Raw genomic sequence first — 12,004 nt, 5'->3', positions numbered from 1 at the left:
CCGCCGCTGCCGCGCTGCCGTCGGATGTGCTCGCCAGCGCCACGCCAACGCCGACGAGGATCAGCACCGGCAGCAGCAGGGCCGCGGCCACGGCCACCGGGACGAGCAGGAACAGGCGCGGGTCCGCCGTCAGGGTGCGAAAGGCGCCGCTGACGAGATCGCCGACGCTGAGCAGCCGTCGGTGCGGCGGTGCCTCGGTATGCCGACGCGTCGCCCCCCGGCGTCGGCTCGGGCGGATATGTGCTCATGTCGTGCTTCCCTCCATCGTGTCGCGGCACCTCGTTCGTGCCGCTGACGTGCGTCATCGTAGGGCGCGCCGGCGGTGATCGGGACGGCAGCGCTGTGCCTCACGCGCGCAGTGCTGCCTCGACATCTTTGGCGGTGGCCGGCTGGGCGCCCTTCTGGGACGCGCGGGCCACGACATCGGGTTCCGCACGCAGCAGCGCGACGCCGCGTTTGATGAGGATAAGCGGCGGTTTGCGGCGCTCCTTCAGATCCCGCGCCAGCCGCCGGATGAAGGTCAGCGCCGGCCAGTTGCGCACGCACCAGGCCGAGTGCAGCAGGCCGCGCTCCCGGAGCGGAGCGATGAGTTCGGCAGCGAAGATGCCTTCGGCGAGAACCAGGTCCGTCGGCCGGGCCGTAATATCACCCTCGCCGACGCGCTTGGAACGGCTGATGTCATAGACCGGCATCGCGCTACAGCCGGTCGTGATGAGCGCCTCCAGCGCTGCGCACGCCGCCGCCCCGTCCCAGCTGTCCGGGTGGTCCCAGTCGGCGACGTCGAGGGCTGGGTGCTTCGGCAGGCCGGGCGCGTCGAAGTCCTTGTAGAAGTCGTCGAGCCGCACGATGGGCCAGCCGTATGCCGCGCGGAGGCGCTCCGCGAGCCGGGACTTGCCGGCTCCCGACGGGCCGGCGAGCAGGACGACGCGCGCGTGGTCGGGTGTCTCCGGTGGTGTCGTATGCGGTGTCGTCTGCGGTCCGGTGGGCGGCGGTGGTGGCACTCAGCGACCCTTGGGATGCCAGACGGTCTTGGTCTCCAAAAAGGTTGTCATGCGGGAGATTGCCGGCTCGATGGCCCAGTCGGGTTCTTCGGCGCGCGCCCCGGCGCCGCCCGGCCGGACGATCAGCTTGAGGGTCTCGGCCGCGCTGGCCTCGAGTTCACCCCAGGCCAGGCCCTCGACGCCGGCGCTGCCGGTGAGGTCGAGGCCGTTGACGTCGCGGTGCGACGCGAGCCAGGGCGCGATCTCGGCGGCATCCCCGGTGATGATATTGACCACGCCGCCGGGCACATCGGAGGTGGCGAGGCATTCCGAGAGCGTCACGGCGGGCAGCGGCCGGTCCTTCGAGGAGACGACGACGGCGGTATTGCCCGTCGCGATCGCCGGGGCGATCACGCTGACGAGGCCGAGCAGGCTCGACTCCTGCGGGGCGAGAATCGCCACGACACCGCACGGCTCCGGCACCGACAGATTGAAGAAGGGGCCTGCGACCGGATTGGGGTTGCCGGCGACCTGGGCGATCTTGTCGGTCCACCCGGCATACCAGACCCAGCGGTCGATCGCTTGGGAGACAAGGGAATCGGCGCGGCTGGGGCTGATCCCCTCGCCAACGCGGACCTCCTCGGCGAATTGGGCGCGGCGGCCCTCCATCACCTCGGCGACGCGATAGAGCACCTGTCCCCGGTTGTATGCCGTGGCACCCGCCCACCCGGGCTGCGCGGCACGCGCGGCGACGACCGCGTCGCGGGCGTCCTTGCGCGAGCCCTGCGCAGCATTCGCCAGGAACCGGGGAGTGGCACCGGCGCGCGCGGGGGCGGCGAACACCTCGTACGACCGGCCGGACTCGCTGCGGGGGAACGTGCCGCCGATATAGAGCTTGTAGGTCTTGCGGACATCGAGTCGCGCGCCCATCGTCAGTTGCTTCCCTTCAGGTAGCCCGCGAGGCCATGACGGCCTCCCTCGCGTCCGTAGCCGGACTCCTTGTAGCCGCCGAAGGGGCTCGTCGGGTCGAATTGATTGAACGTATTGGCCCACACCACACCGGCTTTGAGCTGGTCGGCGGTCCACAGGATGCGGCTGCCCTTGTCGGTCCAGATGCCCGCCGAGAGGCCGTATGGCGTGTTGTTGGCCTTGGCGACCGCCTCTTGCGGGGTGCGGAAGGTCAAGACGGAGAGCACCGGTCCGAAGATCTCCTCCTGAGCGATGCGGTGAGTCTGGGTGACGCCGCTGAAGACCGTGGGGCGGAACCAGAATCCCTTGTCCGGCAACGGGCATCCGTTGTCCCAGCGCTGCGCGCCCTCGGCCTCACCGGCCTCCGAGAGTTGCGTGATCTTGTCCAGCTGGGCGCGCGAGTTGATCGCGCCGACGTCGGTGTTCTTGTCGAGCGGGTCTCCGACTCGGAGGGTGGCCAGGCGCCGCTGCAACCGTCGGGTCACCTCCTCGGCGATCGACTCCTGGACGAGCAATCGGCTTCCGGCGCAACAGACATGGCCCTGATTGAAGAAGATGCCGCGGACGATGCCTTCGACGGTCTGGTCGATGGGTGCGTCGTCGAAGACGATATTCGCGCCCTTGCCGCCGAGTTCGAGGGTCACGCCCTTGCGGGTGCCGGCGATGGAGCGGGCGATCATCTTGCCCACCCCCGTGGAGCCGGTGAAGGCGATCTTGTCGATGTCGGGGTGGTCGACGATGGCCTGGCCGGTCTCGCGGGCGCCGGTGACGATGTTGACGACTCCGGGAGGCAGATCGGCCTGCTGGCAGACCTCGGCGAAGAGCAGCGCCGTCAGGGGCGTGGTCTCGGCCGGCTTGAGGACGACGGTGTTGCCGGTTGCGAGGGCGGGGGCGATCTTCCACGACAGCATCAACAGTGGGAAGTTCCATGGGATGACTTGCCCGACAACGCCATACGGCTGCGGGTCTGGGCCGAGGCCGGCGTGGCCGAGTTTGTCGGCCCACCCCGCGTGATAGAAGAAGTGCGCCGCGGCGAGCGGGATGTCGACGTCGCGGGTCTCCTTGATCGGCTTGCCGTTGTCGAGGCTCTCGAGGACCGCGAACTCGCGGGCGCGCTCCTGCAGCAAGCGGGCGATGCGGAAGAGGTACTTGCCGCGGTCGGCGCCACTCATCCGCGACCAGACCCGGCTGTATGCCGTGCGCGCGGCCTTGACGGCGAGGTCGACGTCGGAGGCGTCGCCTTCGTGGATGTCGGCGAGGACCTCCTCGGAGGCCGGGTTGACGGTCTTGAAGGTCGTGCCGTGGCCGTCGACCCATTCGCCGTTGATGAACAGGCCGTAGCTGCTGGCGATGTCGACGACGGCGCGGGACTCGGGCGCGGGCGCGTATTCGAAGGTGGGCATCGTTGGTCGCGTCCTCAGTAGGCGGTCGAGGGGGAATCGTCGGCGATGTAGACGGCGCTGGAATAGACGCCGGTCCGGAGCTTTTGTCGTTGCAGCAGTAGGTCGTTGAGCAACGAGCTGGCCCCGAAGCGGAAGTAGTGGTTGTCGAGCCAGTCCTCGCCGGCCACTTCATTGACGGCGACGAGGAACTTCACCGCGTCCTTGCTTGTCCGTATGCCGCCGGCCGGCTTGACGCCGATCTGCTCGCCGGTCACATCGCGCCAGTCGCGCACGGCCTCGAGCATGATGAGCGTGACGGGCAGGGTGGCGGCGGGGGAGATCTTGCCGGTGCTCGTCTTGATGAAGTCGCCGCCGGCGAGCATGGACAGCCAGCTGGCGCGGCGCACGTTGTCATAGGTGACCAGCTCGCCGGTCTCCATGATCACCTTCAGCCGCGCGGCGCCGCATACGGCCTTGACCTTGGCGATCTGGTTGAACACCTCGAGATAGTTGCCGGAGAGGAAGGCGCCCCGGTCGATGACCATGTCGATCTCATCCGCGCCGGCTGCGACGGCGTCCTTGGTGTCGAGCAGCTTGACGGGCACGCTCGCGCGGCCACTGGGGAAGACGGTGGCGACCGCGGCAACCTTGACGTCCGAATCGCCGAGGGCTTCCTTGGCCGCGGCGACCATGTCGCCGTAGACGCAGACCGCCGCCGGGCGCGGGGTGCTCAGGTCGGTCGGGTCAGGGGTCAGGGCTTTGGCCGCCAGCCCCCGGACCCGGCCGACGGTGTCGGCGCCCTCAAGGGTGGTCAGGTCGATCATCGAGATCGCCAGGTCGATTGCCCAGCGCTTGCTGTCGTTCTTGATGGAGCGAGTGCCCAGCCCTGCCGCCCGCGCCTCGCAGCCCACCTGGTCGACGCCCGGCAAGCCATGCAGCCAGGTCGTCAGGGCGGCATTGGTCAGCCGCGTCACCCCGAGGAAGTCGCGTGCTCGGGCGGTGGCGTCGACGGCAGCGTCGGCTGGGGCAGAACTCACCGTGGGAGTCTATCCGCGGCGCGTGGCGGCGAGCCCTCGTTGCGCCCCCGGGACATGACGAAGCCCCCGGGAGGGGGGCCGGGGGCTTCGTCGGGACAGAAGGCTCAGCGCAGGACGCCGTTGCCGACCTTGCGGCCCCACCACTTGCCGATGCCGACGGTGTCGCCGGCGAGACCGGAGGCGCACAGCAGGAGCAGCGCGGCCTCGTGCCAGTGCGAGTCAGTGATGGGGTTGGTGGCGTGGAAGTCAGCAGGCTGACCCTGCGGGAACTGCGCGAGGTACATGAGGAACAGGAGGAGCGTGCCGGACCAGGCGGCGATCTTCAGGCCGGCGCCGAGGAGCATGCCCAAGCCGATGCCGAAGAGCTTGTCGAGGAAGGGCCACATGAAGGTCCAGCCGATGAGGATGCGGGCGAAGGCGAGGAGTTTGCGCAACGCCGACGAACGGACGATGTCTTCTTGGAAGGTGACCTCGCGGTAGGGGAGATCGACCCCGCGTGCGTCGGGGGTCAGGGACTGAGGGCCGCCATGTGTGGTTTTTCCTCCGATCCCGGCCGAGGATCACCCGGCCGGTCATTCGACCGTTGTTTAACGGTCAACTCAAAGGTATGCCTGCTAGGTGACTCGTGAGTAAGTGAAACAAGTTGCCGCACCATGTTGTCACCCACCAGACATGTTGCCTAGAGCCCGTCCAGCGGGCTCCCGCTCTCCGGTTGCCGCGCCGTCTCGGCGGGCGTAGGTTCACGAACAGCGGGCCGACCTGCGCATTGTGCGCGCGGGCGCGTGTGCTGAAGATTCTTCGGTCAGATTCGCGACAAGGGGGTTGCCTTGAGCCAGACACCGGTGAAGGAAGCATCGGACGCGCGCGCCACCAAGGACCCGATCGTCGGACCGGGGATGCTGGTTCTTTTTGTCGTGCTCGTCGCGTGCTTCGCGGCATGGGGCATCGCGGCGGATCTGACCACTCCCATGGTCGCGGGGTTCAAACAGATCTTCGAGATGAGCACCTTCCAGGCATCCCTGGTGCAACTGGCCTACTTCGGCGCCTACTTCCTGCTCGCGTTGCCCGCCGCGTTCATCAACAAACGGTTCGGTTACAAGGTCGGACTCCTGACCGGTCTGGCGCTGGCTGCCATCGGAGCCTTCGCCTTCTATCCGGCGAGCAAGATCATGACCTACGAGGCCTTCCTCGTTGCGCTCTTCGCGATGGCGGCCGGATGCTCCATCCTCGAGACCTCGGCCAACCCCTACGTCATCGCCCTGGGTCCGGAGTCGACCGCCACCCGCCGGCTCAACTTCGCGCAGTCCTTCAACCCGCTGGGCACGAATATCGGCGTCCTGCTCGCGTCGACGTTGATCCTGCCGAAACTCGAGGCCCCCGTCGGTGTCGGCGCCCTGACTCCCGCCGAGCAACAGGCGATCCGGGCCGGTCAGCTCGGCGCGGTGATGGGGCCCTACCTCGGCCTCGGCTTCCTGCTGCTCGTCATCTGGCTGGTCATCGCCATCCAGAAGTCCCCGCCGATCCATGAGGAGTTCCACCCGACATCGGAGGGCGAGACCGAGCAGAGCGTCATCAAGACCCTGTGGGGACGCCGTCGCTACCGCTTCGGCGTCGTCGCGCAGTTCTTCAATGTCGCAGCGCAGGTGTGCTGCTGGACCTACATCCTCCAGTACGTCCAGCAGGCATTGAACGGCAGTCTCGAACTCGGCGGGTATCTGCTCCAGGTCAGCCTCATCGTCTTCATGCTCTCGCGCTTCCTCATGACCTGGGTGATCGGCAAGATCCGCGCGACCAAGGTGCTCGCCGCCCTCGGCACGCTCGCGATCGTTCTCTGCCTCATCGCCGTGGTCTCGCCCAACATGGTCGGCGTCGCCGCCATCGTTGCCGTCTCGTTCTGTCTGTCACTGATGTTCCCGACGATCTACGGGGTTGCGCTGCAAGGCCTGGGGCCCGCCACGAAGTTCGGGGCGGCCGGCCTGGTGATGGCGATCGTCGGCGGCGCGATCATGCCGCTCGTGCAGGGGATCGTCATCGACAAGACCTCGGCCGCCGTCTCCTTCATCGTCCCGGCATGCTGTTTCGCTGTCGTGACGGCCTTCGCCCTGTACGACCTCAAAGCGCCCGGCGGCAGCGCCGAGCTCGCCTCGGAAGCGTGATGATCATGCGCAACGTGACTCGTGCCTTGCTCGCCGTCACCGTGGCGGTCGCCGGCCTGAGTGCCTGCACCGGCCCGAAAGAGACCGACCCGTCCGCCGCGACCGACCAGCTCGAAGTGATGACGTGGTGGACCTCGGCGTCGGAAGCCAAGGCCTTCAAGGTCTTCACCGATGCGTATGCCAGGGCCAATGCCGGCGTGACCCTCACCAACGCGAGCGTCCAGGGGGGCGCCGGCAGCAGCGCGAGGGTCGCGCTCGCCAAGCGACTCATCGCCGGCGACCCGCCCGACGTGTGGCAGACCTTCGCCGGCGCCGCGACGACGGCATACGAGAAATCGGCGCAGATCCGGGACGTCAGTTCGGTGTTCGGCGCCGGTGGCCTTGCGGCGCAAGTCAATCCGACGATCCTTCAGTCGGTGACGATCGACGGCAAGCAGTATGCCGTGCCCACCGGCGCCCACCGCAGCAATGTGTTGTTCTTCAACAAGGCCGTGCTCGACAAAGCGGGCGTCGCCGCGCCGGCGGCGGGCTACACGCCCGCCGCGTTCCGCGCCGACCTCGAGAAGGTCAAGGCGTCCGGTGTGCCGGCGCTGTGCCTCGGTGCCAAGGATCGCTTCACCACCGCCGAGCTCCTCGACAACATCCTGCTCGCCCGGCTCGGACCGGACGGATGGGCCAAAATCCAGGACGACAAGCTTGACTGGAACGGCACCGAGGTCAAGGACGCCCTCGGTGAACTCGACGACCTGCTGGCATACACCTCAGCGGACGCCGACACCCAGACGTGGGATCAGGCGATCGGTCAGCTCGTCGAGGGCTCGTGCGGCTTCCTGACGATGAACGACTCGGCCTTCGGTGAGCTCACCGCCCGCGGGGGCTCCGACGCGGTCGGTGAGGTCGTCTATCCGGGCACGGACGGCGCCTTCCTCGCCGTCACCGACGTCTTCGTCGCCAGCCGGACCGCGCCCAATGCCAAGAACGCGCTCGCCTTCCTCTCCGTCCTCGCCGACCCGGCGGCGAATCTGGAGTTCAGCAAGCTGAAAGGTTCGGTGCCGGTCCTGAAGAACGTCGACGCAACCGGCCTCAGCCCTTATCAGCAAGAAGCGGCCAAGGCGCTGTGGGCCGGCCCGGTGCTGCCCTCGCTCAGCCACGGACAGGCGATGAATCCCGGCCTCACACAAGGCTATTTCGACGCCATCGCGGCCTACGTGCGTACCCGGCAACCGCAGTCCTTCGCCCAGGCCATCGCGGAGGCCGTCGCGGTGTACCAGCCCGCGGGCCACTGAGCGGGGTGCGCAATGGTCTTGCCCGAACCCTCCGAGGCGGGTCTTCCTCGTCAGGAAGATGTCCTTGGGATCTCGATGGAAGAGCCCCTGACCCGCGAGCGGCGGCGGCGTCACGGGCGGGTGGTGGCCTCCATGGCGGCACGGATGCCGGAGAGGCGACCGGCGGCGCGGGTGCGGGCCTGTGACAGGTCGGCCGCGTTATCGACGGGCTCGATCACCTCGAGATAGATCTTCAGCTTCGGCTCCGTGCCGGACGGCCGCACGATGATGCGGCTGTGGTGGGGGGGGTAATAGCGCAGTCCCTCCGTGGGCAGCAGCCCGTCAACACCGACGGCCAGATCCTGTTGTCGCGCAACGGGTATGCCGCCGACCTCGGTCAGCGGGGTCGCGCGGAGTCGGGCCATGATCGCGCCGATGAGGGAGAGATCGTCGACCCGCACGGAGAAGGCGTCGGTGGCGTAGACGCCATGCTCGATCGCGAGATCGTCGAGGACCGTCTGGAGGTCGGAGCCGTCGGCCTTGCGCTCGGCCGCGAGTTCGGCCAGCAGCAGGGCCGCGCTGATGCCGTCCTTGTCGCGCACGTGTGCCGCGTCGACGCAATAGCCCAGGGCCTCCTCATACCCGAATGCCAGGCTGGGCACGCGTCCGATCCATTTGAAGCCCGTGAGTGTTTCCTCATGGGACACACCGGCTTTCGCCGCCATGGCCCCGAGGAGGCGGGAGCTGACGATGGAATTGGCGAAGCGCCCGCCCTCCGGCACGCCGCGATCGAGGATGTGCGCCCCGAGCAACGCCCCGACCTCGTCGCCGCGCAACATCCGCCAGCCCCCCGGGCCGGGGATCGCGGCGGCACAGCGGTCGGCGTCCGGGTCGTTGGCGATGACAAGGTCGGGTCCGGTCTGTTCGGCCAGATCGAGGGCCAAGTCCATCGCTCCCGGCTCCTCGGGGTTGGGAAAGGACACGGTGGGGAACATCGGGTCTGGTTCGGCCTGGGCCGCAACGGATATCGGCTGGGGGAAGTTCGCTGCGGCGAAGGCGCGCTGGATCGTCTCGGTGCCGACGCCGTGCATGGCCGTATGGACGACGGTCAGTTCCCGCGGCGCCAGGGGGGAGACGATGGTGGCGATGTCGGCGACGTAGGCGTCGAGGACGTCGTCGGTGAGCGTCTCCCAGCCGTCGTCGGCCATCGGCACGGATGCCACGGATTCGACCCCGGCGATCGCCGCCGCGATGAGGCCGTCGACCGGTGGCACGATCTGCGAGCCGTCACCGACATACACCTTGTAGCCATTGTCCTGAGGCGGGTTGTGGCTCGCGGTGACCATGACGCCCGCGTCCGCGCCGAGGAACCGGATCGCATAGGCGAGCACCGGCGTCGGCAGCGGCCGGGGCAGCACCGCGGCCCGGCCCCCGGCACCGCATACGACTGCCGCGGTATCGCGCGCGAAGACATCCGAGTTGGTGCGGGCGTCGAACCCGATGACGACAAAGGGTTCTGGCGCAACGCTTTTCAGGTATGCCGTCAACCCCGCCGCCGCGTGGATCACCACCGCGCGGTTCATCCGGTTCGGCCCGGCACCGAGGGCGCCGCGCAGCCCGGCCGTGCCGAACTCCAGCATCCCAGAGAAGCGGTCGGCCAGGTCCGCCACCGCCTCCTTGTCGCCTTCGGATGCCGCGGCGATCACCGCCTCCAGTTCGGCGCGGGTCTGCGGGTCGGGGTCGTCGGCCGCCCACGCACGGGCCGCGTCGAGCAGATCTGGGGCGGACGGCATACCTGACTCCTTGGGTGCTGAGGATGCTCCCGCGACTCTACGCGGGGCCGAAGGCGGTCCACCGGCGACGGGGTCGAAATGACAGCTCGATGGGTGGGTCAGATACGGGTGACGATCTGGGCGAGGAGATCGCCGCAACGGGCGGCGGCGGCGCGGCCGGCGGCGACGACCTCGGCGTGGTCGAGGGGGGTGGGGGAGATGCCGGCGGCCGGGTTGGTGACCAGCGAGATGCCGAGGACCTCCAGGCCGGCCTGACGGGCGGCGATGGCCTCCAGGGTGGTCGACATGCCGACCAGGTCGCCGCCGAGGATGGCCGCCATCTTCACCTCGGCCGGGGTTTCGTACTGCGGGCCGCGGAACTGCACGTAGACGCCCTCGGGGAGGCGGGGGTCGATCTCGCGGGCCAGAGCCCGCAGCCGCGGCGAATAGAGATCGGTCAGGTCGACGAAGGTCGCGCCCTCCAAGGGGGAGGCGGCCGTGAGGTTGATATGGTCGCGGATCAGGACCGGCGTGCCGGGCGCCCAGTCGGGGTTGAGCCCGCCGCAGCCATTGGTCAGCACGATCGTGCGGCAGCCCGCGGCCGCCGCGGTCCGGACGGCGTGGACGACGGAGCGCACCCCCCGGCCCTCGTAGAAGTGGGTGCGGGTGCCGAACACCAGGGCGCGGCGGCCGGTGTCGCCGATCGCGACCGAACGCATCGTGCCCGAGTGGCCGACGACCGCGGCCTTGGCGAAACCGGGCACGTCCGTGTTGTCGATCGTCGCGAGCGTCGCGCCGATCCGCTCCGCCGTCTCGCCCCACCCCGACCCGAGGACCAGGGCGATGTCGTGGGTCGCCGACCCGGACGTGTCGGCGATGACCGCGGCGGCGACCGTGGCGATCGCGAAGGGGTCGGTGTCGGGGGCCTCGAGGGGGTTCACGGCGGTGTCGATCACCCGCGCAGGTTATCGGCACGCCTCGCCGGGCGGGCCGACGGATTCGAGGAAAAGGCGGCGCCTCGGCCAGACTGGCCTCTCGAAACGGGCATCCGGAAACGGATCGAGCGAGGGCAAGGCGGGTATGAACGCAGCAAGTCAGGTCGTCATCATCGGCGGCGGGCCCGGCGGCTACGAGGCCGCTCTCGTCGCCGCCCATCTCGGTGCCCAGGTCACCATGATTGATCGTGACGGCCTCGGCGGTGCCGCGGTGCTCACCGACTGCGTGCCGTCCAAGACCCTCATCGCCACGGCCGACTACATGTCGATGGTCGACGTCGCCATCGACCTCGGTGTGCGGATGCACGACCACGAGGGCGACGTCATCTCCGACGCCAGCGCAGAGCTCGCCCAGATCAACCGGCGCGTCCTCGACCTCGCCGCCGCCCAGAGCGAGGACATCGAGCGGCGCCTCGACGAGGTCGGCGTCACCATCGTTCGCGGCACCGGCCGCCTCGTCGACGCCAGCACCGTGCGCGCCGAATTGTCCAGCGGCACTGAGGGTTTGCACCGCACCCAGGACTTCCACGCCGACGTCGTGCTCGTCTCGACCGGTGCCACGCCCCGCGTCATGGGCACCGCGATGCCCGACGGTGAGCGCATCCTCACCTGGCAGCAGATCTACGACCTCACCGAGATGCCCGAGCATCTGATCGTCGTCGGCTCCGGTGTCACCGGTGCCGAGCTCGCCCAGGCCTACCTCGGCCTCGGCGCGCAGGTCACCCTCGTCTCGAGCCGCCAGCATGTCCTCCCGGGCCATGACCCGGACGCGGCGCGCGTCATCGAGGACGTCTTCACCAAGCGCGGAATGCAGGTCCTGAGCCGCTCCCGGATGCAGGCCACCGACGTGATCCGGGACGAGTCGGGGCAGGCGACCGGCGTCACCGTCACCCTCGAGGACGGCCGCGTCATCGAGGGCACGCACGCCTTGCTCGCGGTGGGCGCGATCCCGCAGACCCGCGGCCTCGGGCTGGAGGAGGCCGGCGTCGCGCTCTCCGAGAGCGGGCACATCCGCGTCGACCGGGTCTCGCGCACCAGCGTCCGGGGCGTGTATGCCGCGGGCGACTGCACCGGCGTTCTGCCCCTCGCCTCCGTGGCAGCCATGCAGGGCCGCATCGCCATAGCCCACGCTCTCGGCGACGCGGTGTCTCCGCTCAACCTCGACGTCGTCTCGGCGAATATCTTCACCGACCCCGAGATCGCGACGGTTGGCTTGTCGGAGAAGGACATCGACGACAAGGCCCTCGAGGTCGCGACCGTCATGCTGTCGCTCTCGCGCAACCCGCGCGCCAAGATGCAAGGCATCACCGACGGGTTCGTCAAGCTGTTCGCCGCACCCGGCACCGGCACGGTGGTCGGCGGCGTCGTCGTCGCCCCGTCAGCGTCGGAGCTGATCTTCCCCGTCACCCTCGCCGTCTCCCACCGCCTCAACGTCGACCAGCTCGCCA

At 69.0% G+C, this 12,004-nt stretch carries 10 protein-coding genes; 3 read left to right on the top strand and 7 right to left on the bottom strand.

The window, feature by feature from the left end:
- Positions 1 to 347: 347 nt before the first annotated feature.
- From BN11_RS06715 to BN11_RS06695, 5 genes are all read right to left on the bottom strand, one after another.
- The gene (locus tag BN11_RS06715; RefSeq protein ID WP_235435393.1) at positions 348 to 1,001 is read right to left on the bottom strand and encodes a uridine kinase family protein; all 654 of its coding nucleotides are present in this window, start codon (positions 999 to 1,001) and stop codon (positions 348 to 350) included.
- Positions 1,002 to 1,910 (bottom strand): aldehyde dehydrogenase family protein, encoded by a 909-nt coding sequence (locus BN11_RS06710; RefSeq protein WP_048696067.1) that lies wholly within the window; start codon positions 1,908 to 1,910, stop codon positions 1,002 to 1,004.
- A gap of 2 nt (positions 1,911 to 1,912) precedes the next feature.
- Positions 1,913 to 3,352: an aldehyde dehydrogenase family protein gene (locus tag BN11_RS06705; RefSeq protein ID WP_048696066.1), complete on the bottom strand. Its 1,440-nt coding sequence runs from the start codon at positions 3,350 to 3,352 to the stop codon at positions 1,913 to 1,915.
- A gap of 14 nt (positions 3,353 to 3,366) precedes the next feature.
- Positions 3,367 to 4,368 carry a deoxyribose-phosphate aldolase gene (deoC, locus tag BN11_RS06700; RefSeq protein ID WP_048696064.1) on the bottom strand — a complete coding sequence of 334 codons (1,002 nt, stop codon included), beginning with the start codon at positions 4,366 to 4,368 and terminating at the stop codon, positions 3,367 to 3,369.
- Positions 4,369 to 4,472: 104 nt separating this feature from the next.
- Positions 4,473 to 4,802, bottom strand: a complete 330-nt coding sequence (locus tag BN11_RS06695; protein WP_048696062.1) for a hypothetical protein — start codon at positions 4,800 to 4,802, stop codon at positions 4,473 to 4,475.
- Positions 4,803 to 5,195: 393 nt separating this feature from the next.
- Here BN11_RS06695 and fucP point away from each other — a divergent pair, with 393 nt between their 5' ends.
- The gene (gene fucP, locus BN11_RS06690) at positions 5,196 to 6,524 is read left to right on the top strand and encodes an L-fucose:H+ symporter permease (protein WP_235435392.1); all 1,329 of its coding nucleotides are present in this window, start codon (positions 5,196 to 5,198) and stop codon (positions 6,522 to 6,524) included.
- Positions 6,525 to 6,538: 14 nt separating this feature from the next.
- A complete protein-coding gene (locus BN11_RS06685; RefSeq protein WP_162213177.1) occupies positions 6,539 to 7,810 on the top strand; it encodes an ABC transporter substrate-binding protein in 1,272 nt (423 codons plus the stop codon).
- A gap of 110 nt (positions 7,811 to 7,920) precedes the next feature.
- Here BN11_RS06685 and BN11_RS06680 read toward each other — a convergent pair whose 3' ends face one another.
- Both BN11_RS06680 and BN11_RS06675 read right to left on the bottom strand, forming a co-directional pair.
- The gene (locus BN11_RS06680; protein ID WP_048696055.1) at positions 7,921 to 9,582 is read right to left on the bottom strand and encodes a phospho-sugar mutase; all 1,662 of its coding nucleotides are present in this window, start codon (positions 9,580 to 9,582) and stop codon (positions 7,921 to 7,923) included.
- Positions 9,583 to 9,680: 98 nt separating this feature from the next.
- The gene (locus tag BN11_RS06675) at positions 9,681 to 10,517 is read right to left on the bottom strand and encodes a purine-nucleoside phosphorylase (RefSeq protein ID WP_407667976.1); all 837 of its coding nucleotides are present in this window, start codon (positions 10,515 to 10,517) and stop codon (positions 9,681 to 9,683) included.
- Positions 10,518 to 10,641: 124 nt separating this feature from the next.
- Here BN11_RS06675 and BN11_RS06670 point away from each other — a divergent pair.
- The coding region (locus BN11_RS06670; RefSeq protein ID WP_048696053.1) for an NAD(P)H-quinone dehydrogenase at positions 10,642 to 12,004 on the top strand (1,363 nt) is incomplete at its 3' end.

Source organism: Nostocoides australiense Ben110 (assembly GCF_001050535.1).
Classification (GTDB): Bacteria; Actinomycetota; Actinomycetes; order Actinomycetales; family Dermatophilaceae; genus Nostocoides_A; species Nostocoides_A australiense.
This window is presented reverse-complemented; position numbering and strand designations above follow the sequence as displayed.